Raw genomic sequence first — 24,846 nt, 5'->3', positions numbered from 1 at the left:
ACCCCTCCAAATAGTTTGCATGCTAACTATTTATAAAATATAATATATTTTTATCTTAAAGTCAATAATCTTATAGAACAAACCATACATTTTCAAAATAAAAAGGACAGCATATGCTGTCCTAAAATTTAACTTACTGCATGTAATATAAAGTTTAGTAAAAATACTATAGGAATTATATACATAGTAAGTGATATTTCTTTTGATTTTTTAGCTGCAAGCTTAACTATTGGATATGCGATAAATCCAAATGCCATACCATCTACTATACTAAAAGTTAACGGTATCATAGCAATAATTAAGAAAGCAGGGAATCCTTCTGAAAAATCATTAAAGTCTATGTTTAATGCATTTTTCATCATAAGTCCACCAATTATTATAAGTATAGGTGATATTGCACTGTTAGGTATGATCTTTATTATCGGAAGTAAAAATAGTGATACTAAAAATAATATTCCTGTAAATATAGAAGTAATTCCTGTTTTACCTCCTGCTGCTATTCCAGCCGCACTTTCTATTGTAGCAACTGTAGGACTTGTTCCAAACATTCCACATGTAATTGCAGATAATGAACATACTCTAAAAGAACTTTTAAACTTTTCAGGCTGTTTTAACATTACATTTATGTGTCCATGAAGTAAACCTAAGTTTTCAAACACAAGCACTAATGTTACTGAAAATACAGCAATCCAAAATGTAGATGTTCCAATTTTACTAAAATCCATAACCATGAAAACATCTTTAAATCCACCTAATGAAAATCCCTTAAATGTAACTTGTGAAATATCAAATAAATGGAATAATCCAGATATTATCGTTCCTCCTATCATACCAATTAAGAAATTTCCTGGAACATTACATATAAATAATATTAATGTAATAACTAAATTAATAAGTGTTACATATACTGCTGGATCACTTAAATTACCTAGTCCAACAAAAGTTTTTGGATTTGAAACTACAATACCGCACTTTTGAAGTCCTATAAACATAATTAAAAGTCCTATACCAACGGTTATAGCTTCTTTTAAAGATGTAGGGATTGATTCAGTAAGTATTTTTGCAAGTTTTGTAAATGCTACAATTGCAAAAACAATTCCTGAAATAAACACAGCTGCAAGTCCTTGTTTCCATGTAAGTCCCATACTTGTGGAGATTGTGTAAGAAAATAATGCGTTAACTCCCATTCCCGGCACCATTATAACAGGGGCATTACCAATTAGTCCAACCAATACGCATCCTACAAATGAAGATAATACTGTTGCAATTATAGCTCCTTCAAGTGGCACCTTTGCATCATGTAATATAGATGAATTTACAGCTATAATATACACGATAGCAAAAAACGATGTCAATCCTGCTACTAGCTCCTTCTTAATAGTAGTGTTATTTCCTTTCAAATCAAATAAATTATTAAATTTTTTACTCATACTTCTCTTCCTTTTCTTTTTCCCTCTCCCTCCCACACCACTTAAGGTGCATTAAATATTATATTTAAAAATTTTTATAAAATCAACCTTAATTTTCGCATTTACCTTTGTATTTTATTATTTTTAACAAACTCAACACATATTCTTTCAAAAACTTTACATATATTTTCTATATTATTAAATACACACTTCATTATAATTCTATATTTTCTTATAAAATATAACTTTTTTAATTATTATTTATAAAATCCTTTAAGAAATAACGACAAATATTTTATTTTTGCGACTTGAATTCCATATTCTTACTTGTAATTTTCTTCAATTCATATATAATTTATATATGAATCTGTAGAACCTTTGAATTTTTTATAGGAGGATTTATTATATGATAGATATATTTATTTGCGATGATAATATTGAAACATTAAAATTGATAACTAAAGTAGTTAATGAATGTTATAAAAAACTTAATTTCAAATCCTTCAAAGTATCAATATTTAATAATAGCAAAGATATTTTAAATGCCATTAGTGATACCAAAAATGCTAAATGTATTTACATATTAGATATAGACTTAAATGAAAAAATGAACGGCTTATTATTAGGAAGAGAAATTCGCAAATTGGATAATTACACTGGAGAGATGATCTATATAACTAATCATTCAGAGTTAGGTTTCAAAGTATTTCAATATAAATTGCGCATACTTCAATTTATAGATAAAAATTATAATTTATCTAAAGACCTGCAAGATAGCTTGATTACAGCTACAAAAATCTTACAAAAAAATACACCAACAAGTGCAGAAAAAACACTTAAAATTAAATCTGGATTTCAAATTTTCAACATTCCCTTTAAGGATATAATTTGTATTGAAACTATAAAGAATAGTAAAAAAGTTCAACTTTCTACTAATAAAAATATAATTCAATTTTACACTACACTTAAGGAATTAAAAAGTAAATTAGATGATAATTTTATACAAATACATAAGACAACTATAGTAAATAAAGATTGTATAGTAAGTGTAAATAAATCTCAAGATAATTCATTTGTAAAATTAACAAATGATATTTTATGTCCTCTATCTAGAAATGGCATAAAAGAGGTGAATAAACATTGGATATATTAAACATATTTTTGTTATTTTTAAATTTTTATACTTATTTATATGTTGGTTATAAATTAATGAATTATAAATTTACTATAACTAAAAAAAATAGTATTATAATTTTAATTATAGCTATTTCTCACAATTTTATAAGCAAAATGAATAACTTATATCATTTTAAAATACTTTTAACATTTATCTTATTGATATTACTGTTTAAAAAAGTTTTTAATAAAGATTTTTTCTTAATTATAGAAACTTGTTTTTTTACATTAATAATAATGATATTTTCAGAACAATTAATAGCTATAATTCTTTCTAATTTATTAGATTTAAATTTATCTTATATTATATCTAATAATGTGCTTAAATTTTGTTCAAATATATTAATTATAATAAATAATATTTTTATAATTAATATTCATTCAATGCTCTGGAAATATATTAAAGATAAGTATTTTTTAAATTACTGCAATTCAATAATAAAAAATTTTTTTATACTTATGCTAACATTTATCTTGCTTATAAGTTACTTATTATTATATGAATGTTTTAATAGTTATTTAAAAAATAAAACTTTTATTTTTATCTTTATATTATGCATTTTTTCAGGTTATTTATCTTTAGCATTTTTGTATACAAATTATCTTTTCAATCATAACCTTATTATGTTAAAGATCAAAGAAAAAAAATATAATCAATTAAAAATTTATTCTGATAGCATTGAGAATCTAATAGATGACATATCGTCATTTAAACATGATTACAATAATATAATTTTTATGATGAATGGATTTTTACAAAATAATGACTATGTTAGTTTAAAAAATTATTTCAATAAAAACGTGTTTAAGGAGAAAGATTATTATGACATTTCAAAATTAAAGAAGATAAGAAATTCGGGAATCAAGGGATTATTATCAGCTAAGATATCCCAAATAATAAAAAATGATATTAAAGTAAACATAGAAATATTTGATATTATAGATAATATTTACATGAGCGAATTTGACTTATGTAGAATTTTAGGTGTATTTTTAGACAATGCTTTGGAATCAGCTAAACTAAGTTCTGACAAATTTATATCTATTTCATTTATAAAAAACGAAGGACTAAACATAACTGTATTAAATAGTTTTGCAAATAACAATATAAAACTAAATTCTATATTTAAAAAAGGATATTCTTCAAAAGGTTCTAATAGAGGCATGGGACTTTATAATGTCCATTCTATACTTAATGAAAAGTATACTGAAAATACTATATTAAATACGTACGTAAAGAATGATATGTTTATTCAAGACTTATACATTAAAGACTAAGTAGAAATCTACTTAGTCTTTTTTAATAATACTTTTGGCATTTTAGGTTCCTCTAAACCATTAAGAGAAACACATGCTTCTGTTGATGTATACGCCACATCTGTAGATATCTTGCTTATTGTCTTTGCAATACCTTTAGATAACTTATTCATAATTTTCATAATTATTATACCTCCTGTTAAATATCTTATAGGTTAAAGGTAATATTAAAATCCCTTCAATCCATATGAAATGTATTAATATATTTGAAATAAACATATTCTTATTGAAAACTAATGATAATAAAAAATATAAAATAATAACTGCTATACTTTTTACTTTTAACTTTTTTCTTAAATTTTTATTTAAATACGGTTTTTCTTCTGTATCTGCTGGAGAATACTTTAAATATATTATAAAACATATACAGAATATAATTATCTTTAATATATTACTTAATTTAAAATTTAAAGATAAATATATTGATCCATATATAACTAACATAGTAGATGCTAAGCATGTATAACTTTTTCTTGCATGAATACCAGCAGCAAATCTTCTAATAACTGAAAAAATAATCATTGCACATACAGTCATTTTAAATATGTTTAACATATATCCTACTATAAGTATAAGTGGTAGCTTTGTAAAATTCATAAACAATAATTCAACACCATATTTTATTATCTCTAAATCCTCTTCTGTTTTATTGGGAAGAGTATTTTTTACATAAGTTGTTACTTTCTCGCTAAATTTCTCTGACAATTTCATAGATATAACCTCATAATAAATTCTTTATATTATTTTAGTAATTAATGTATTTAATGTCAATATATCCTCCTTGAAATAACATTTTTATTCCTTTAAATGCATTTTACAATTTTAAGTATAATTTTTTATATAATAATCAATATATATTTACATTTGTTGAAAAACCTGGTAATATTGTTTTGTAGAAATCGTATACTTATACTTCTGTTAAAAGATAGTAATAATATATGGTTAATGTTCTAGTTATGTACATTAATCATATATTTTGCTATAAGCTTGTCTAAAACTTGACTTAACTCAATAATTTCCTCATTAAAATACTCATAATCAGAGTAATTCATCAAATCATTAAGAGGATCTCTCAATTTTTCTATTATGTCTTTTATTTCTTCTGAGGAACTTTTATATTTAATCATAATATCCTCTCCAGTTCTAAAAGTTTATTTGATATTTTATCAATTGTACTTTCAAAATGTTAAATTTTACAATATTATATCATGTAAAGTTAATAAAATCAATTACCTTAACTTCTTAATACTATTGTATATATGTATAATATCTTCCCCGTAATTTTTACCTGGGACAGCCCATTTTCCATTTAAATCTTCCCAATAATACGCACTTCCGCATACCCCTAAATTACGCAATATATTATATCTTGGATCTATGCATGGATTTTTAAGTTCTTCTTTACTTGCATACCCTTTTAAATGTTGTATTTGGGCTCTTACACCATCTCTAGCTTCTTTAAACCATGCACCTTTTCCTATAGGCTCATTGTTTAGTGCACCTATTCCTGCATAGTTATTTTGTTCTGGTAATACTTGTCCACCATATTTAAAAAAACCTGTTTCCTTTATGCTTTGACAGAAAGCTATGTCTCCTCTAACTCCTTCAGCCTGTCCCTCTTCTAAAAATAGTTTTGCAAGACTATATATGTCTATTGAAGTTTTTGGATTTTTATTATGACTTAATACATAATCTCCCATGCTTTTTGCAACTAAATCGGATTTTCCCATTATAGGATTTTTTTCAAAACAATTAGAATGATTGTTTTCCAACTCCAAATCACTTTCTGTTTGGTTATTAACTTTAAATTTAATGCTTTTAGAGTGTGCTAATTTTCTACCATTTTCATCTTTTATACTATTATTTACTGTTAATGTGTATACTTTGTTCTTTTTAAAATTATCAATACACTCAACCACAATCTTTGTATTATTATCTTTAATATAAAAAACTAAATCGCAAATATTATTTTTGTCATCTTTTATTTGCACACCATCATATACAGTATATCTTGAAATAGGTTTATTAAATTTTATTTCCCATTTTTTATTGGAATCTACTTCTAATATTGCTTGAGCATCAGCATAACAAAGGCTAGACTTTATTATAAATACTCCTAATCCTAACATAATCCCACAAACACCTTTTAACCAGTACATTTTCTTCTTCATCGTTTCCTCCATCTAACACCATCAAATTTATTAAATTCCATAAAAATATTCCATTTAATAATTATATTAGAATTTTTTTCATTAATCAATATTTTACTTTTATAAAAACACAAAGAACTTTCGATAAATTTATATAATACCGAAAGTTCTTTTATATAAAATTAATTCATTGTACTAACTAAAAATCTTTTAATGGAATACTTTTTACAACCATTCTTTTCTTATCATTTATAGGCTTCCAAAGTTCAATTTTATTTATTGTTATCATTTCACATATTCTATCCTGTTTTAAATTACTACAGGCTGTGGAATATTCATTATAAGACCATTCTCTTGAAGAAAAATTAGTATTAGCCAATGATATGTGAATATCCCAATTTTCAATATTTTTTCTAACCCTAAATCCATATAGTTTCAAAGTCTCATTTATAGTTCTACATAATCTATTTATATATCCTTTTCCTTCTACTTTTAAATTAACAGATTTATAAGGTGGCTCAAAACATATTACTCCACTTATTTGTACTTTAAACTTTTTATAAGGCTCTAATATCTTACGTATTACTTTTTCAAGCTTATCAACATCAGGATTATCTATAACTTCAAGAGTTATGTGAAGCATAGGTAAACTATTATATATATTATATTCTCTGGCTATGCTTTTTTGAATTTTTTCTATTTTTTTATAATCTTCGTTATCAAATAGTGCCACTAAATAATATCTCATAATCTAAAATTTTCTCCTACACTTTCATTTTATATATACCTTAACAACTTTATTTAACAACTTTAATCAAGTATTCTATATTATCTTTAACATCATGTCTAAAAGCATGCATACTGTAATAATTTTCATCAATCATAATATTTGGTATTGGCATACAAGGTAATGTTATAGAGATTAATATTTCCTTTAACTTCTCTTTTTTAGTTTCTTTAACTTTTAAATCTTCTATAGATATAAATGCATCTCTCATAAATTCATGTATATTTATATATTTCTTATCATTTGTAGATAATTGATCATGTATATAAGATATATAGGTAATATCATCTTTTGTTATTAAACTCATCTTGTTAAATTCATCTATGTCACTTTCCAAAACTTCATTAATTGTTTTTATATAATATTTAATACACTTACATAATTTTTTTAAATTAACTCTATCTTGCCTGTCATATCCTAAGTAACAATAAAGTCTAAATAATACCCTATTTTCTTCATCATATTGTAATTTATCCCTTATTTCTTCTTTGTTTACATAAGTGAAATTTTGTTTTTTTAGATTACTTACTAAATTTAATATATCCTGAAGTTTTTTCTCTAATTTAATAATTTTTTTGTTGTATACTATAGGACATATTTCTTCTGAAATATCACTTATATCTGGAAATGAATTAGGCAAACTTAACTTTATTGTATTTAATACAGTTTTATACAAATTTAAGTTATCTAAATTTGGCTCTGTGGGCAATCCATATAATTTTAATAACTTCTTAATATAGAAAAATGATATGGGTTTTATACTAACTCTGCTACTTTCTATATACTCTTTAACATTCATAACTGATTCCTCCTCACTTTATTTAAATAACTAATTACCTTTATTTTATATACATACGTTAAACTTATATTTCCTTATATTAATTATACATCTAATGAACCAAATAAATCCATATAAATTTAAAAGTATTACAATAAATAGCAATTTAAAACATAGAACATAATAAAAAGCTTTCACATAGTGAAAGCTCAGATTGTTCAAAAAGCCCCCAACAATTGGGGGCTTTTGTTTACGCCAAAATTCTTTTATGCGATAGCATTCGAAAAATATTTATTATGTATGTTAATTTGGAATAAATTTGAATTAATGTACACAAAAAATAATGCGATAGCACCATGGCTATCTTTTTCATATTCTGAACTGCCGCTGTAAGTAGGCACTGCTCAGAAACATTTTTAATTCCTCGCATGCGACAATAACGTAGCCCATGTAATTCTTTTGAATCAGCAAAGCTACGCTCAATCTTTTCTTTACGTCGTTTGTAAATACTTTTACCTTTTTCTGTTTTAGTAAAGCTAAAAATTTGATCTTTATAGTCTTCCCAAACATGACGACGTATAGTTCTATTAATGGATTTATCAGATGTTAAGCAATTATTTTTATATTTGCAATAAGCACAATGCTCCGCATTACTTAAATATTCTTTATAACCTTCCCTCGTAGTAGTTCTATATTTTAAAAAGCAATTATTAATACACACATATCCATCTAATTCTTTAACATACTGAAATCTATATTTTGTATATTTTCCTTTAACATGGGGTCCTAAACGGAACCCAAAAACACCTTGATAATTTTTGTCTGAAATTTGTTTACAAATAGGATTCGTAGAATATCCGGCATCTGCTACTAAATATTTTGTATTAAAATTAAACTTTTCTATTTGAGTTTCTATTCTTTTAACATAAGGATCTACATCGTTTATATTCCCGGGAGTAACATGAACGTCTGTTATAATATTATACTTTCCGTCAACAGTTCTATGATCTAAATAAAAAAAGCCTTTAGGTTTTCCATCTCTAACCATATATCCACTGTCTGGATCAGTTGTACTTACTGTTATTTCCTTAGTTTCAGCTATTTTAGTCTTTTTTTTTAGAGGCTTTTTATTATGATTAATTCTATCTTTATTAATGTCATTCTCTAATTCATCAAAGTATTCCTTTGTGGATTTAGTTATTTCTTTTTTAATAAATTTATGTTTATTAGCGTTAGCTTTTAAGTGAGTAGAATCAGTATATAGAATTTTGCCATCAACCAAGTTTCTATTAATAGCTTGAAATACAATATTATCAAATATTTCTTGATGTATATTTGTATTACTAAATCTTTTTGTTCTATTCTGGCTTATAGTGGAATGACTTGGTATTTTATCAGTAAGTCCATATCCTAAAAACCATCTGTAAGCTACATTTACCTGGATTTCTTTTACAAGCTGACGCTCTGAACGTATACCGAATAGGTATCCTATAAAAAGCATTTTAAATAATACAACTGGGTCTACTGAAGGTCTGCCATTATCAGCACAATATAAATCCTTAGTTAAATCTCTTATAAATGAAAAGTCTATGTATTTATCTATCTTTCTAAGTATGTGATTTTCAGGTACTAAATTTTCTATATAAACTAGTTCTAATTGATTTTGTTTTCTTTCATTATTAGTAAGCATTTTTCCTCCGTAGGAGCCCTAACGGGCTAAAAGATTTATTGTTCTAAAATATATATTCTACATAAACACTAAAAATCCTTTTTGTAATAAATGTAAAAAGGCTGTTGACAAATTATGTTTATCAACAGCCTGAGCTTTCACATAGTGAAAGCTTTTTATACATTTAAATTCAAATATAAACTATTTTTCTATACTTGCCCATTTAAATTCATAACTTGCTCCAAAGGCTGGGTATTGAACACCTTTTACATAATTTTGTCTTGCTCCACTTAAATCTTTATAAAATAATGGTGCTATACCAACATCTTCTGCAACAATTAACTTTTCAGCTTGTTTATATAGTTCAAGTCTTTTAGCTGGATCTAGCTCTGCGTTTGCCTTAGCTATAATTTCTTCATATTTTGCATTATAGTATTTACTATGATTATTTCCATTTGTTTTAGCAAATACATCTGTCATACTAGATGGATCATTATAATCTGCTCCCCATCCTGATATTGCAAGATCAAATTCTCCAGCTTGACATTTTGTTAAATAATCTGAAAAACTAGCTGGTTGTTTAATTGTTATATTAACACCTATTTTTGTTTTCCATTGATTTTGGAAATATTCACCTGATTGTTTTTCAAAAGCATCACTGCCATGAGTCATGTAAGTAAAAGTATATTTTGATGGATCTTTATCCATCTTTAATTCTTCTAATCCTTTTATAAATAATGCTTTGGGATCTTGCTTTTTATCAATTACAGCCTTTAATGGTTCTGGAACTTCTTTTCTAAATTCTCTATCAATACAATTTATAGTTTCTGGAATTAATCCATAAGCTACAAATCCTCTTTTATATATTTTATTTACATATGTTTCTCTATCAATTGCTAAAGATAATGCAAGTCTTATATTTTTATTTGTAAGAAGTTTATTCTTTCCATTCATATTAAATAGAGTATAGAAAGCTATAGGAGCCTTTCCAATACTTAACTCACATTTACCATTCTTAGCATCATTTTCTAATTTTTGCTTGTATTCTCCTGTAGCCCCCATCATATCCAATTGTTTAGCTGAAAACATTTGATACTTTGTTGGAAGTTCTTTTATATCTTGTAAAGTTATTCCCTCAAGTTTTACGTTTTTAGCATCATAGTATTTGTCATTTTTCTTTAATATAGTTTTACCACCTTTTTGCCAACTTTCTATTACAAATGGTCCGTTGTATACCATTTTAGTTGGATCTGATCCATATTTGTCCCCTTGAGCTTCTACTATATCTTGTCTTAATGGGAAAAGTGCTGTAAAAGCTGTCAAGTCATCAAAGTATGGTACTGGTTTTTCAAGTGTTACAACTAAAGTTTTATCGTCTTTAGCTTTAATTCCTAATTCTTTAGGATCTAATTTTCCTTCTGAAATTTTATCTGCATTTTTAACTATTCCATTTATAAATGTTGAATATGGTGCTTTTGTTTTTGGATCAACCAATCTCTTCCATCCATATTCAAAATCTTTTGCTGTTACTGGTTTTCCATCAGTCCAATTAGCATCCCTTAATATAAAAGTGTATGTCTTTTTATCTTCTGATAATTTCCATTCCTTCGCCATACCAGGTTCTACTTTTTTATTATTTACTCTTGTTAACCCTTCAAAAGATGCTCCAATTGGAGTTGATGATGCTGTATCCTGTGCTTGACTAGAATCTAATGTTTTAATTTCTGGTAAATCAGCATTTAATATGCCCCCACTTTTAGCTGTATTACCTCCTGCATTAGTTGCCCCTGTCTTTGCACTTCCACATCCTGTAAACAACATAGTAGTGGCTAATGCCACTGTAAGTATTACAGCTATAAACTTTTTCTTCATTTAAATTCCCCCTTTTTATTACTATAAGCCCCCTCTAAAATTATATTTATACTTAATATTCATAAATATAATTTTAGAGATAATGCAATATATTTTTTATGAAAATTCATAAATCATATTTTTGTAAAAACACTCCAAAAATATAACTGCAATATAACTGCATTTTTCATTTTAATAATTTAATTCATTATTTTTATAAATAATAACACTTTTTTAACATTTGGTCAATATTAATAATAAATTTTTAATATTATAAAGTTTAAATAGCATATTTTTTATTTAATCATTAAAATAAATATATTATAAAATATTTTTAATATTACATGTAAATTGCATTTATGAAATATTTTATTCGTTTTATGTTTATGTTCAAATTTTCTAATAATTTATAATGCATATATAAATATACTTATTTGAATAAATATAATTTTTTATAACTATTTTATTTCATATTTTTTTCTACCTATTTCATACAAATCATTTCCGTAAATATCATTTGCTACTATAGCAGGAAATCCTTCAACTTCTATTTTTCTTATAGCTTCTGTACCAAGGTCAGGATATGCTATAACATTTGATTCTTTTATGGTTGTTGCTATTAATGCACCTACTCCACCAACTGCCAAAAAATATATTGCCTTATTTCTTTTTATAGATTCTTTAACTTCATTATTTCTAGGTCCTTTTCCAATCATTCCTTTCAAACCATTATCTAGTAAAACAGGTGCAAAGCTATCCATTCTATAACTTGTAGTTGGACCTGCAGAACCAATTACATTTCCCGGTTTAGCCGGTGCTGGTCCTACATAAAATATTATCTGACCCTCTAATTTAAATGGTAAATCTTTTTTATTATTTATTAAATCAACTATACGCGAATGTGCAACATCCCTTGCAGTATATATAGTTCCATAAAGCTCTACCTTATCTCCAACTTTTAAATTTTTTATATCTTCCTCTCTTAAAGGCAAATTTATTTTCATTTTTAACTCTCCAATCAACTTAATTATAAAATAATAGACTTATGTCTAGATGCATGACAATTTATATTTATAGCTACAGGAAGAGAAGCAATATGACATGGATATGTATTTATTTTTACTGATAATGAAGTAGTTCTTCCTCCAACTCCCATAGGTCCAATTCCTAAATTATTAATATCCCTAAGTAATTCTTCTTCTAATGTAGCAATCTTAGGATTACTATTTTTATCATCAATATGTCTTAATAGTGCTTCTTTAGCCATTAAAGCAGCTTTTTCAAAAGTACCACCTATTCCAATTCCAATTATAGTAGGAGGGCATGGATTTCCTCCTGCTTCACTTATAGTGTCTAATACAAACTTTTTTATCCCCTCTTTCCCTTCTAATGGTTTTAACATTTTTATTTTGCTCATATTTTCACTTCCGCCACCTTTAGGCGCAAGAGTTAACTTTATTTTATCTCCTGGTACAATTTTTATATGAATAACGGCAGGAGTATTATCTTCTGTGTTTTTTCTATATAAGGGATTTCCAACCATTGATTTTCTTAAATATCCCTCTTTATATCCTTCTCTTACTCCTTCATTTATCGCTTTATTAATATCTCCTTCAACATGTACATCTTGTCCTAATTCTACAAATACCACAGCTACCCCAGTATCTTGACAAATAGGCATATATTTTTCAGATGCTACTTTATTATTTTTTATTATTTGAAACAGTATTTCCTTTCCAACAGGAGATTCTTCATAATTATAACTTTTCTCTAAGGCTTTTAATACATCTTCATTAATAAAATAATTGGCTTCAATTGAAAGCTTTTTAATAGCGGATGTAATATCTTTAGAATTTATAACTCTCATATTTAACCCTCCCTTGATATTCCCATATTTTTAGCTACCTTTTCAACTTCACTTGAAACAGCTAAAACGACTTTTTTGTTGAATGCATCTGGAATTATATACTCTTCATTCAATTCATCTTCTGCAATTATGCTTGCTATAGCTTTTGCAGCTGCAAGTTTCATTTCATCATTAATATCTCTAGCTTTTGCTTTTAAAGCCCCTTTGAATATTCCTGGAAATACAAGTACATTATTAATTTGATTAGGAAAATCTGATCTTCCTGTAGCAACAATTCTAGCTCCACCTCTTTTAGCTTCATCTGGCATTATTTCTGGATTTGGATTAGCCATAGCAAATATAATGGAATCCTTATTCATAGTAGATACCATTTTTGCATCGATTACATTAGGACCTGAAACCCCAATAAATACATCCTTACCTTTTATAATTTCCTCTATATTTCCTTTTTGTAGACTTCTATTAGTCAATTTAGCTATTTGCTTCTGAGAATCATTCATCCAATGCTCACCTTCTGCCAAAGCACCTTTTAAATCACACATTACTATATCTTTAGCTCCTGCTAGTAACAATAGTTTACATATTGAAATTCCGGCAGAGCCCGCTCCATTAATTACAATCTTAGCCTTAGATATATACTTTTTAACAATCTTTAAAGCATTTAATAATCCAGCTAAAACAACTATAGCAGTTCCATGTTGATCATCATGAAATACTGGTATATCCAATTCTTCTTTTAATCTCTTTTCTATTTCAAAACATCTAGGAGCTGATATATCCTCTAAATTTATTCCTCCAAATGTAGGAGATATAAATTTCACTGTTTTTATTATTTCTTCAGTATCTTTAGTATCTAAACAAATAGGAAAAGCATCAATATCTGCAAACTCTTTGAATAATATTGCTTTTCCCTCCATAACAGGCATAGCTGCTTCTGGTCCTATATCCCCAAGTCCTAACACTGCAGTACCATCTGTTACTACAGCTACTAAATTTCCTTTTGATGTATATTTATATACATCATGAGCATTTTTATTTATCTTTTTACAAGGTTCTGCAACCCCAGGAGTATAAGCAATACTTAATTCTTCTTTGTTTTCAACCTTCACCTTTGGTAGTATGGAAATTTTACCTTTATTTTTTTCATGAACATTTAAACTTTTTTCATTATACTTCATAATATATCCCCCTCTAATTCCTTTTATATTACAGTTATTCTAAGTATTCGTGCATATATTTTACTATTCTACAATAATTTATAATTTCCTTTGAATTAATTTTTGAAATAAAAAAACACCAGACAAATAGTCTGATGTTTTTTGTTTGTTCTTTAAAATTTATTACATTACCCTTCCAGGAACTATAGCATCTATAATCCCTATAACTACTGCTGCTAATAATGCTCCTATTATAGATACTCTCATATTTGGAACTAAGAATTGAGTTAAATATATTATAATAGCCGCAATGATAAATCCTTTTACTCCTTTTCCCATAGGAGATGCATCTACTCCCATAAAAGACTCAACAAAATAATCTATTGCTGTAATTATAATAGCTGCTAGTATAAATGACCATAATCCTTTTATACTAAATCCAGGAGTAAAAAATGATGTTATTCCTAATACTATAGCAAACAGTACCATTCTAACTACCCATCCAAGAAAGCTATTGTTTCCTGAACCTTCTTTTTGATTACCTGTATTATTTCCCAATTAAAATGCCTCCTTTATAATTTCTAACTTCTTTTATAGTTTGCTCTTATAATTAATAAATATAATAAAAACTTATTATTTTTTTTAATTATGCATTAAAATAATTTCTCTTTTATTGTATAAATTTTTAATATATAATAAATTTATTATATTTAAAGGAGAATTTGTATGAAATTTAGAAAATCAACTAAATCAGACATTACTAATATATTAGAAATTATATTTGAAGCTCAAAATTACTTTAAAAAACACAATATCGACCAATGGCAAGATGGTTATCCAAATTTTGAAACTATAGATAATGATATTAATAAAGGTTACGGATATGTATTAGTAAAAGATGAAATAATACTAGGAACAGTAGCTTTATCTTTTGACAAGGAAGAAAGCTATACGAATATATATGATGGTAAATGGCTTTCAAATGAAAATTCAGCTGTTATTCACAGAATAGCAATAAGTAATAAACTTAAAGGAAATAACTTAGCTTCTGTAATTATTAAACATATTGAAGATATTTGTCTAAATAAAAATATTCATAGCATAAAAATTGATACCCACGAAGATAATATATCTATGCAAAAATTACTGTATAAAAATAATTTTAAGTATTGTGGAGTTGTTTATCTAGAAGATAACAGTAAAAGAATAGCTTTTGAAAAATTAATATAAACTAATCCACTTATATTTTATTAAATCAAAAATAGGACAAGATCAATTAATCCTGTCCTATTTATTATTTAGATCTCTAATTTATACCATATTCATAGTTATTAGTATAATAATCAGTGTTTAAATTACTGTTGTTGTAATTATTATTTACGCTATTATTAAAATTACTATACCCACTATTATTATAGTTATTATTTAATTCAGGATACAAATTAGTTAGCTTCTTCTCCATATCCTTAAGATACTTGTCCATATTTGAATTTAAATTATTAGGAGTTAACTCTGTAATTTTAATATCTTTAGTGTATTTTGATGAATCAAACACTTGTTTATCTATAGAATAATTTATATTAACATTTTGTTCAACATTAAATACTATATTCCCTAGTTGTCTAAAAGTATATATACATAAAACATTTCTTATTTTATCATCATTATCAAATCTAAATGACATATCTATTTTAAAATCATCATTAGTTTGTGTCTTATCAATTTCATTTATTATTTGTGTAAAGGCTTCTTCCCACTCCTTATGGAAGTATTTATCAAAATTCTTATCTTCTTTAAATTCTTTTACATCTTTGTTTGTTAATCCAAATTTATCAAGATCATTATTTTTAACTGCTATATCTAAGAATTGATTAATTTTGCTTTTTAAAAATAATTTTATATTAGGATTATCTTTAGCAAACTTATTTAGTTCCTTTAGAATATTTTTTATATCTTCACTATTTAGACTTATTTTAAGTTCATTACATTTTACTAATTTTTCACTTTCTTCAAATTTAAGTTTAATTAGCACATTCTCATTGTTTTGAAATTTATGATTCAAACTATTTTTTAGAGTACTTAAAAGATCCTTATTTATGTTTTTAATATATGAATCTTTACTTACATCAAATAAAGGTAAATAATTTTCTATATTAATGCTATTAGAATCGTTGGATGTGTTAAAAAACTTACAAATATCCTTATAATCTAAGTACAAATTACCATTAAAAATATCAGAACACTTTAATATTACCCCTTCTTTATTAGAAAACAATTCTAAATTTCCAAAATCCTCATTTTTATTTTTTAGTTTAACTTTTGTTAGATTTCTAAAATTATCATAATCATAATTCATATCTAATCTTAACGTAGTATTATTAAACATATCATTAAATACTTTTTCTTGTTCATTATTAGCACTAATACCCTTAACACTAAATTTTATTTCTTCTTGTAAGTTTAATTGTTTAGCTTCATATTGTTGTTTTATTCCATATGCAAGCCAATTAAAATTGTCTTTTCTTATAACATAATGTTTTATGGGTTTTATACTAAAAAAACATATAACTATTAAAATAACAGCTATTATTCCAAAAACTTTTTTGTTACTTTTCATATATTCTTTATCTCCTTTGTTTATTTTATGACATTACAATTAATTTTTAATGTCATATTTTCTTTCAATATTATAACTTTTTACCATGCTTAATTTCAACTTTTTTTAACATGAAAACAAAAACTCCTAATATAAATACAAATTTATACTAGAAGTTCTTTGTTTTCCTATTATTTTATTATTCAGTTACAGGAAGATTTCTAAGCATTTGAGCCATGTCTATAAAGAAGTTAGGTGCTCCATTCCAGTGTCTTCCTATTATATCTTCGTGATCCATGTCTTTAACACCCATAAAGTTCCATTTACCTATTTGAGGTGTTCCATTATAATTTACAATTTCATCAGTTGATCCAGCTTTAGGTCCATTTTCAGAAATAGTATTTACATATCCATCATTTGGCCACCATTTACTATCAATTACAGGTATTGCACGACGAGGATTATTTCTGCTATATGTTCCCATTAATTGAGCTTGTAATGCCCATTGAACATTATATAGTCCCTTGTCACTCATTCTTATAGGACTTGCCATATGATGTCCAAATATGCTAATTGGATTTCTTATAGTTCCACAACATGCCCATGAGAAGTAGTATACATTTGGTTGGGCCTTTACCCATTTGTTTTGTTCTACAGCACCATTGGTACTTAAATCTACTGAACAAATATCTTTTGAGTTCCACATTTTACTTGTAGCACATCTATTAAAATAGCTTATAAATGATTCTGAAGGTTTTCTCTTAAGTCCCCATTGATCAACCTTTAAATCAAATATTATATCTGAATTAGATATATTTCCTAGCATTGATCCCACTGCACCTATACCAATTGCTGCTGCAGCATCTGTACCTTTCATATCAGCTAAAGTAGTTCCGTCATGTGGTGATGCTAATGTTATTAGTCCTGAAACCCAATCATGTCCACCTTTAAATAATTCGTTAGTATTTTCTCCTGTTGCTGATATTTCTTCTTGTTTACCTTGACCAAGAAGAGTAGTTAACATACGTATAGTTTGTCCACCTTGGCTGTGTCCTATTAAATGAACTTTACGTATATTGCCGTTTTCATCCTTTGTTCCCCATTCTGGATAAAAACCTCTGTAATATCTTCCATATCTAGAGTGTCCATGTTTTTTAGCATGAGCTTCACCATAGTCAACCCTTCCACCTTTAATTTGAGCATAAAGTTCACAAGCTCTGTCCCAGTTACTCGAAAGTGGTCCTACAGCTGCTGTATAAGTTGTAAATCCATTTTCAATAAGCTTTTGTTGTAAGTCAACATTTCCACCCCAGTAATATCTTGCTCCAAAAGCAACTGTTCCGAAGTTTTCAGTTCTACCCCATCCATTACATCCATGACAAAGTATTATAGGATAATTATTTTGTGATACTTTTTGATTTTCTTTAGCAAATGCATTCACCGGCTTCGCCATTGAAAACGTTAACACAGAAGCTAAAGTAAATAAAGATACAGAGATTGTTGAAATAAATTTTTTAAGCTTCGATTGCATGTTCTTAATTCCCCTTTCATTATTTATTTTTAATTCTAAATAAAATATTAATTAACGCAATATAAACTATCTAAAGGTTTACATTTACCTTTAAGTAATATTTTACATAAGTGTTAACTAATACTTCATTTTTTAATATAATACACTATTATGAACCATATGTCAATTAATATTTTCATATTTTGCTAAATATAATTAAATATTGTATATTTTTTCAATAAAATAAAACATAAAACAAAAGGATATTAATAAATTAAATTTATCAATATCCTAAAATCTTCTACATATGTAGAATTATAAAATTATTTTTATCTAAAAAACAATAAAAGTTTATTTTTTAAAACTATTTAATTCTACCAACAGTTGTATTATCACGTTTTCTATCTCTAAGTTCATTTATTGGATTAGGTGATTCCTCAAATCTATAATCCATTCCTTTTTTATTTATATAATCCTCTATAACTACATGACTTGCAACATCATTAAGATTTTTATTTACAATGTTTTGATATTTAAAGAAATCATAATCATCTGGAAGTGTATCAACTTCTGCGTAATCTTCCCTTTTAGCTGTTAATCTTGCAGTCTTTAATATTTCTCTTAAATATTCTTTATTTGGTCCTAAATTAAGCAACTTTGGAAATGTTCCATTTGGTATCACTTGTTGCCAATCTTTATTTTCATACTTTCTTAAAAGTTCTACTGCTTTGTGTAAGTGAGCAACTTCTTGAATAAAACATTTTTCCCATATATTTTTTATATTTTCATCTTTTTCATCTTCATAGCATGAATAATATAAATAACATTCTGTATACTCATGCATTAAAAGTTCTTCAAACCATGTACATCTAGTATCTTTTAAACTTCCATATTGACTAACGTGTTGTTCTTCTACCATTCCAATTTCTAAATACAGTTTTCTACCTATATCACTTTTATATAAAGAACTAACATTCATGTAATAATTCATTGTTTGTTGTTCTGCTGCAGTTATAATTCCTATATTAAGATTTGTTAACAAATCAGCCTTCTTGGAATCAGTAGATCTTTTTATGGAATCATAAGGATGACGATGATGTGATATTGTTGGTCTTCCTGGCATGATTTCAGTATAATGTCCTACTAGCTTTTCGGCCTTTACACCTTGTTCCATCTCAAGCAAATCTGCATATCTATACAAATGGTCAAAATCCTCAAGCAATGCAAAATTAAGTGCATTTTTTACATCAGAATCTTTTTCATTTTTTGCAAGAGCACAAGTTAAATCAACTGCAAGTTGTTCATAACTTATAGTTGTTTCTAATATGGTTTCATTTAATGGTCTTAAATTACTTATCTTTTTTTGTTGTTGCTGTTCCACTCTTCTCATCAGAGCCAATTCTCGTCTTACATCATTATTATCACAGTGACGTGAAAATTGATGTGAAAACCAATTAGCTTCAAATTCTGTGCCGTTCATTAAAATTATACGTGTTTTAGTATATGGATCTACTTCATTTTTATCATACTTTTGAGGATACAACTTCCCCCAATCTTCAATAGTAGATTCAACACAAACTGGTTTTTCTTCAAATGGATTTAAACTCATAAAAGCAACTCCTTTAAACATTATTAATTTATTAATTAATGTTCCTCTAATTATCCTTTTTATTCAATTTTTAGTTACTTTTTAAGAGCTAAATCAATTGTTGCATGAATTTCTTCACTAACTTATATTTACATATAACTTAGTTAATGACGTAAACAAATTATTTATAACTTCTGAAATTTTTAGAAAATAACAAAAGCTCTAGGGTTAGTCTAGGGCTTTGTGTTTGGGTGTTTAGTGTTAAGCAATACTACTTTTTATTTTTTTATTATTGTTTCTATATCTGCATTTATATTTCTTTTAAGTAGTTCAAATCTTCCTATAGTTCTAGATGAATTATAAACATTGTAAATAAAATCTTTATAATTATTATCTTTCCGCCTTCTTCAAGTCTTGATATCATAGTATTAGTAAATCAATTTCTCAATGCTTTTCAAGTACATTCTCGTTGTAGGTTTCTTCTGCATTTTTAATTAAGCCATATATAATCATAAGGCTATAACCAAAACCAGTAGCAGTTCCTGTTGGAGAAGTTGCCAAGTAATTATTATATCCACTTTCTAAGAACCATAAATTCATAGCTCCATCACCTTGTTTTATACTTACTCCTGAGAATATATCAGTAAATACTATCTTATCCTTATCCCCTTTAACTTCTTGTATTGCATTTCTTACATTCTTGGAGAAAATAGTTGATAATGTTTCGTTATATGATCCTGTCATAACTTTTTCATTTTTGTTTTTACCAAATACCTATTGAGTAAACATTGATGCAGTTCTTGACTTTCCATGTCTAGGCAGCATATTTATAATAAGAATCTCATGTTCATATCTTTCATAAAACTCCTGAAGGTCATTGCAAAACTCTACTAGATACTTTCTGTTTTTCTTATAGAAGTCTGGTGCTATTAAATTGTAATAAAAAAATAACCTACGCTTTGCAAATTCTATCTTTGCTCCTAATTCTATTAACTTTTTATCCATCTTCTTCACCAGCTAATTTTAATAGCTGCTCTGTTGTTAAGTTCTCAAATGGATTATTAACATTCATGTTGACATTTACCTCAACTTTATCAGTAAACATACCTAAATGCTTACCTAATAGCTCTAAGGCTTTAACCTTGTCACAAGTTTCAACTGATATTCCAAACTTAGTCCTTTTTATTGATGATATTGCTCTCTTTTGGTTCTCTGTTAAATTATCAGTTTCTATAACTACAACATCTTTATAAAAGACTTCTTCTTCATCAACCTTATGTCCTCGGTCATCTAAAATAGGTTTCATATAAGATTTTTCAACTACTTTAGCATAATAAGTTCCTTTTGCAAATGCTATTTTGGATATTTCCTAAATAACCATATCTTGTGTTATCTCCGTTCTTTTTTCTCTATCCTTCATTCGCTTGTCAATATAGTCTTTAACCTTAACATTATACTTGCTACTGCATTTGTAGTTTCATCTTTTTTATGTTTTTATAGGCTGTTTTATAAGCTCTAGTGGCATTGAGATCCACTAGATACTCATCACAAAATATTTTCTGTTTTGGTGTTAGCTTCACAATGCCACCTCCATTTAATCATATTTTAAAAATTAGTAATAAATTAAAACTAACCTAGTTTAATTCAGAATATATTAATTTAAATATTTTCCAAAAAATGTTATAATGAAATTGCGTTGGAATTATCTTTGAAAGGAGGTCTTAACGTGTTAGTTTCTTTTATTTTTCATAAATATGCTAATATGTTTAAGAAAGCTAATTCTATGAAAAACACTAAAAAAAGAAGCTACCGTAAAAATAATTATAAAGGCAAAATAATAAGCAAAAAAATTAGGACTAATATAAAAGGGTATATTAATCCTATAGTAACTAGTCTGATAAGTACTTTTATAACTAAGTTAGTGTTTTCAACAGATAGAATTATTAAATCTACCGACGTATATTTTTTAATCTTATCAGCAATGATATTGTTCACTTATTATTATTTGCATAAACACTAGATTAAACTAGAAACTTTTATTCCAACGTAAAGATCCTATATCTCAATATAAAAGCTTGATGTTTTTCATCAAGCTTTTATTTTTAATATTCTCTATATTATTATATTAAATTCACACAAAAAAGACACCCATTTGTGAGTGTCTTTATTATTTAAACAACCTTTTCGTTGAATATTCCTTTAAGACCAAGTCTTGTAATCCTATCTTCTATTTCTTTGCTATCTGTACTATATAATCCTATTTCTTTCATTCTATTAAAGTATATTGAGCCTGCAAATGTGAATCTGCTTTTTTTATCTTTATCTTTTAAAAATTTCTTATTTGCAAAGTCAATGATATCGCCGATTACTGTTTCATTTGGAAGCACAATCATGTTTTTACCTGCTGCGTGTCTAACAGCATTAGCTCCTGCAAGAGAACCTGTAGATATTGCCTCTGTATGACCTACGAAAAGTCCAGATTTTTCTCCACCACAGAATAAATTGTCTAATCCAATTACTTTCATTGCATTATCTCTTGGAGTAATAGCTAGATATCTTACTGAATTTCCTTTACCACCTGCATATGGATCAACATATTTTACATGCTCCAATCCTTTAATTTTTCTTAGTTTTTGCAATGGATAAAAGCAAGTCATAAGTTTTACATGTCCTGTATCTAAAAGTACTACGTTTTCTGCAAATTCTTTTAGTGCGTATTGTTGACATACCTTTACTTTTAATTTATCAAAATTAACATCTTCTTTAGGAACTTTTAAAATAACTACGCCTTTTTCCTCTAATTCTTTTACTATTTTAGGATCTATACTTTCTTTGCAAAGCTTACATGATCCACTAAATGCTCCATATACTTCGTCTGCTCTTTCTCCTTTTAAATCTTCTATTCCAGCTCGTTTGCTTATACTAATTCTAGGACCAAATGCAGGGCATCTTAATATACACATAGAGCAACCATTCCCGTATCTTAGACAATTTCCCATAGGTCCTGTTGTGCCTGTTGTTTCTATAAATGCATCTCCTTCTACATAAGTTCCATCACTTAAATATACTCCTTTTATTTTGTTGCCTTCCTTTTCTACGTTTACTACCCTAGAAATTAAATGTATATCTATTCCTATATCTATAAGATACTTTCTAACTTCTGCTTCAATGAGGTTTACATCATAAAGCCATGCATGTTCATGTCCTGGAAAATCTATATTTTTATGTCTTGTATTTTTATCAGTTATGTTAATTAGATCACCTGCTCCAAGTGCTATTAATTCTTCACTGGCTGTATATCTTCCATTATTCCTCATTATTCCACCAACGTTACCAAGTCCAAGTAACATATCTGTTTTTTCATATAATGCTACATCTGCCCCTGCTTTTTTAGCAGTAATAGCCGCTGCACATCCAGACCATCCGCCTCCAATTATTACGATTTTCATATTAGTCTTCTCCTTTCAAATACATATTTAGGATCAACTTGAAGTTTACACATTCTTCTAATTTTATCTCCTTCATAACTTAGAGTACATGCACCACACATACCTTCACCACAGCACATTTTTGCATTGTTACAACAAGAATAATTTATATTATCTCCTATATATTTCATTACTTTATAATTGAGTATATCTGCTCCCGAACAATGTATTAAGTTAATGTCTTCATCTTTTAGAAACTTTGAGAGTAATTCCTTTAACTCTTCTGTAAGTTCTCCGTCTATTAATAATGTGGAACATTCAATTATTTCAACATCATAGACATCTAAGTACTCTTTTATAAAAATATTGCTATATCTTCCTTTGTCTATAATAACCGTAACCTTATTTCCATTAGCACAAAGCTTTTTTATTACAGATAACATAGGTGCCATTCCTATACCTCTAGCTACAACTATTGCCCTACCGTTATTGCATTTTAAAATATGTCTTAATCCTAATACTCCATTCCAAAATGGTCCTTTTACTAAAATTTCTTCTCCAATATTTATATCTTCAATTTTTTTAGTCTTAGTACCCTTAATTTCTATTGCTAATGATATAATACTTTTTTCAGTGTTAACGTTCATAATAGAAATAGGAGAATTATAGAATACTTCACTTTCTGGATTTCTTAAAAAGACTAAACTGCCTGGATGAACTAAACTTTCTGATAATTCATAGGGTACTTTAATTTTAAGTATTAATAGGTTTTCTTCCACTAGATCCTTATTTATTAATTTACAACTATATGTCTTTCTTCCTTCTTTAGCTTTTTTACCATTCCAAATGAATTCTTGATATATACAAGTACCTTTCCAATTGACGCAATCACAAAATGTTTTACTACAAAGCTCTGAACACAAAATGCAATCCCCAGTTTCTGATAAATGGCAAGGACAATATTCCGTTCCAGCATCTATACAATCTATTATTTCATATTTCATTTCTACGCCTCCTCCTAACCACTCTAATAATTAAAATATTTTAGTAGTTTAGATTTGGTTACAGTAAATTTATAAAAAGAAAATAAACAGTGTGTTAAAAACATATATATACATATATATTGAATAGGAATAATATATAGTATTAATATAATTATGTTATACTATATATTATTTTTTAGAAAAAAATGAATTTTTTTCACAAAATCTATTGATTTTAGCATATAAAGTATAGTATATTATATATAACATATACTATTTAAGGATGGTGATATTATGATCAATAATTTAATAAAAATAGGAAGATCATACAGTGACAAATTTACAAGGGAATATAACTTAGGAGTAGAGCATGGAATAGATGTAAAATTTGAAAAAGATTATTTAACATGGCTTTCTAAGATCGGAAAATTTGTAGAAAACACATTAACAAAGAAATTCCCTAATATATCATCGCAAATACTGGAAATGGTAAACAGAAAAAGTATTTATAGTATTGATTATAGCATTATAATGAGCTACTTAGAAAGAGCAAAACAATTTGGTTATTAAAAAATAAATA

General features: G+C 26.7%; 26 protein-coding genes. 4 read left to right on the top strand and 22 right to left on the bottom strand.

Annotated elements, in window-relative coordinates; all coding sequences use genetic code 11:
* Positions 1–128: 128 nt before the first annotated feature.
* A complete protein-coding gene (locus tag NT01CX_RS05890; RefSeq protein ID WP_011722138.1) occupies positions 129–1,430 on the bottom strand; it encodes an NCS2 family permease in 1,302 nt (433 codons plus the stop codon).
* A gap of 385 nt (positions 1,431–1,815) precedes the next feature.
* Between NT01CX_RS05890 and NT01CX_RS05885 the strand changes: the two genes are divergently transcribed.
* Entirely contained in the window at positions 1,816–2,562 is a 747-nt protein-coding gene (locus NT01CX_RS05885) for a LytR/AlgR family response regulator transcription factor (RefSeq protein WP_011722136.1), read from the top strand.
* A 647-nt stretch (positions 2,563–3,209) separates the two neighbouring features.
* On the top strand, positions 3,210–3,863 hold the full coding sequence (locus NT01CX_RS12440; RefSeq protein WP_242648506.1) for a sensor histidine kinase: 654 nt from the start codon (positions 3,210–3,212) through the stop codon (positions 3,861–3,863).
* 8 nt (positions 3,864–3,871) lie between these two features.
* Here NT01CX_RS12440 and NT01CX_RS12160 read toward each other — a convergent pair whose 3' ends face one another.
* The 12 genes from NT01CX_RS12160 to NT01CX_RS05830 all read right to left on the bottom strand — a co-directional run bounded on the left by NT01CX_RS12160 (position 3,872) and on the right by NT01CX_RS05830 (position 14,719).
* Positions 3,872–4,024: an AgrD family cyclic lactone autoinducer peptide gene (locus NT01CX_RS12160; RefSeq protein WP_011722134.1), complete on the bottom strand. Its 153-nt coding sequence runs from the start codon at positions 4,022–4,024 to the stop codon at positions 3,872–3,874.
* A complete protein-coding gene (locus NT01CX_RS05875; protein WP_011722133.1) occupies positions 4,008–4,613 on the bottom strand; it encodes an accessory gene regulator B family protein in 606 nt (201 codons plus the stop codon). The genes NT01CX_RS12160 and NT01CX_RS05875 overlap by 17 nt, the downstream gene beginning before the upstream one ends.
* Positions 4,614–4,852: 239 nt before the next feature.
* Positions 4,853–5,029 (bottom strand): aspartyl-phosphate phosphatase Spo0E family protein, encoded by a 177-nt coding sequence (locus NT01CX_RS12055; protein WP_011722132.1) that lies wholly within the window; start codon positions 5,027–5,029, stop codon positions 4,853–4,855.
* 102 nt (positions 5,030–5,131) lie between these two features.
* The gene (locus tag NT01CX_RS05870) at positions 5,132–6,073 is read right to left on the bottom strand and encodes a glucosaminidase domain-containing protein (protein WP_039242428.1); all 942 of its coding nucleotides are present in this window, start codon (positions 6,071–6,073) and stop codon (positions 5,132–5,134) included.
* 178 nt (positions 6,074–6,251) lie between these two features.
* Complete coding sequence (locus tag NT01CX_RS05865; protein WP_011722130.1) at positions 6,252–6,800, bottom strand: 2'-5' RNA ligase family protein; 549 nt, start codon at positions 6,798–6,800, stop codon at positions 6,252–6,254.
* 49 nt (positions 6,801–6,849) lie between these two features.
* Positions 6,850–7,638 (bottom strand): hypothetical protein, encoded by a 789-nt coding sequence (locus tag NT01CX_RS05860; protein ID WP_011722129.1) that lies wholly within the window; start codon positions 7,636–7,638, stop codon positions 6,850–6,852.
* 229 nt (positions 7,639–7,867) lie between these two features.
* A complete protein-coding gene (locus NT01CX_RS05855) occupies positions 7,868–9,307 on the bottom strand; it encodes an IS1182-like element ISCno1 family transposase (RefSeq protein WP_011721549.1) in 1,440 nt (479 codons plus the stop codon).
* A gap of 180 nt (positions 9,308–9,487) precedes the next feature.
* A complete protein-coding gene (locus tag NT01CX_RS05850; protein ID WP_011722128.1) occupies positions 9,488–11,158 on the bottom strand; it encodes a peptide ABC transporter substrate-binding protein in 1,671 nt (556 codons plus the stop codon).
* 437 nt (positions 11,159–11,595) lie between these two features.
* Positions 11,596–12,141, bottom strand: a complete 546-nt coding sequence (locus tag NT01CX_RS05845; protein WP_011722127.1) for a Fe-S-containing hydro-lyase — start codon at positions 12,139–12,141, stop codon at positions 11,596–11,598.
* Between the two features lie 23 nt (positions 12,142–12,164).
* Complete coding sequence (locus NT01CX_RS05840; RefSeq protein ID WP_011722126.1) at positions 12,165–13,004, bottom strand: fumarate hydratase; 840 nt, start codon at positions 13,002–13,004, stop codon at positions 12,165–12,167.
* Between the two features lie 2 nt (positions 13,005–13,006).
* Complete coding sequence (locus NT01CX_RS05835) at positions 13,007–14,182, bottom strand: NAD(P)-dependent malic enzyme (protein WP_011722125.1); 1,176 nt, start codon at positions 14,180–14,182, stop codon at positions 13,007–13,009.
* 162 nt (positions 14,183–14,344) lie between these two features.
* Positions 14,345–14,719 carry a phage holin family protein gene (locus NT01CX_RS05830; RefSeq protein WP_011722124.1) on the bottom strand — a complete coding sequence of 125 codons (375 nt, stop codon included), beginning with the start codon at positions 14,717–14,719 and terminating at the stop codon, positions 14,345–14,347.
* A gap of 168 nt (positions 14,720–14,887) precedes the next feature.
* Between NT01CX_RS05830 and NT01CX_RS05825 the strand changes: the two genes are divergently transcribed.
* On the top strand, positions 14,888–15,391 hold the full coding sequence (locus NT01CX_RS05825; RefSeq protein ID WP_011722123.1) for a GNAT family N-acetyltransferase: 504 nt from the start codon (positions 14,888–14,890) through the stop codon (positions 15,389–15,391).
* A 76-nt stretch (positions 15,392–15,467) separates the two neighbouring features.
* Here NT01CX_RS05825 and NT01CX_RS05820 read toward each other — a convergent pair whose 3' ends face one another.
* From NT01CX_RS05820 to NT01CX_RS05780, 9 genes are all read right to left on the bottom strand, one after another.
* Positions 15,468–16,778 (bottom strand): hypothetical protein, encoded by a 1,311-nt coding sequence (locus tag NT01CX_RS05820; protein WP_011722122.1) that lies wholly within the window; start codon positions 16,776–16,778, stop codon positions 15,468–15,470.
* 178 nt (positions 16,779–16,956) lie between these two features.
* Positions 16,957–18,288, bottom strand: a complete 1,332-nt coding sequence (locus NT01CX_RS05815; RefSeq protein WP_011722121.1) for an esterase/lipase family protein — start codon at positions 18,286–18,288, stop codon at positions 16,957–16,959.
* A 343-nt stretch (positions 18,289–18,631) separates the two neighbouring features.
* Positions 18,632–19,876: a hypothetical protein gene (locus tag NT01CX_RS05810; protein WP_011722120.1), complete on the bottom strand. Its 1,245-nt coding sequence runs from the start codon at positions 19,874–19,876 to the stop codon at positions 18,632–18,634.
* A 423-nt stretch (positions 19,877–20,299) separates the two neighbouring features.
* Positions 20,300–20,599, bottom strand: coding sequence for a hypothetical protein (locus NT01CX_RS05805; RefSeq protein WP_011722119.1), 300 nt, complete (start codon positions 20,597–20,599; stop codon positions 20,300–20,302).
* A gap of 30 nt (positions 20,600–20,629) precedes the next feature.
* A complete protein-coding gene (locus tag NT01CX_RS05800; protein ID WP_011722118.1) occupies positions 20,630–20,860 on the bottom strand; it encodes a hypothetical protein in 231 nt (76 codons plus the stop codon).
* The gene (locus tag NT01CX_RS12570; protein ID WP_011722117.1) at positions 20,853–21,161 is read right to left on the bottom strand and encodes a terminase small subunit; all 309 of its coding nucleotides are present in this window, start codon (positions 21,159–21,161) and stop codon (positions 20,853–20,855) included. Before NT01CX_RS12570 ends, NT01CX_RS05800 begins: the two co-directional genes overlap by 8 nt.
* 154 nt (positions 21,162–21,315) lie before the next feature.
* The gene (locus NT01CX_RS12565) at positions 21,316–21,435 is read right to left on the bottom strand and encodes a terminase small subunit (RefSeq protein WP_338032958.1); all 120 of its coding nucleotides are present in this window, start codon (positions 21,433–21,435) and stop codon (positions 21,316–21,318) included.
* Between the two features lie 591 nt (positions 21,436–22,026).
* The gene (locus tag NT01CX_RS05785; protein ID WP_011722116.1) at positions 22,027–23,304 is read right to left on the bottom strand and encodes an FAD-dependent oxidoreductase; all 1,278 of its coding nucleotides are present in this window, start codon (positions 23,302–23,304) and stop codon (positions 22,027–22,029) included.
* Positions 23,301–24,287, bottom strand: coding sequence for a sulfide/dihydroorotate dehydrogenase-like FAD/NAD-binding protein (locus NT01CX_RS05780; protein ID WP_011722115.1), 987 nt, complete (start codon positions 24,285–24,287; stop codon positions 23,301–23,303). Before NT01CX_RS05780 ends, NT01CX_RS05785 begins: the two co-directional genes overlap by 4 nt.
* Positions 24,288–24,560: 273 nt before the next feature.
* On the opposite strand from NT01CX_RS05780, the gene NT01CX_RS05775 reads away from it, so the two are divergent.
* A complete protein-coding gene (locus tag NT01CX_RS05775) occupies positions 24,561–24,836 on the top strand; it encodes a hypothetical protein (RefSeq protein ID WP_011722114.1) in 276 nt (91 codons plus the stop codon).
* The last annotated feature ends 10 nt before the right edge of the window (positions 24,837–24,846 follow it).

It is taken from the genome of Clostridium novyi NT, assembly GCF_000014125.1.
Classification (GTDB): Bacteria; Bacillota; Clostridia; order Clostridiales; family Clostridiaceae; genus Clostridium_H; species Clostridium_H novyi.
The sequence above is the reverse complement of the archived record's forward strand: the minus strand, read 5'-3'. Positions and strand labels throughout refer to the sequence as shown.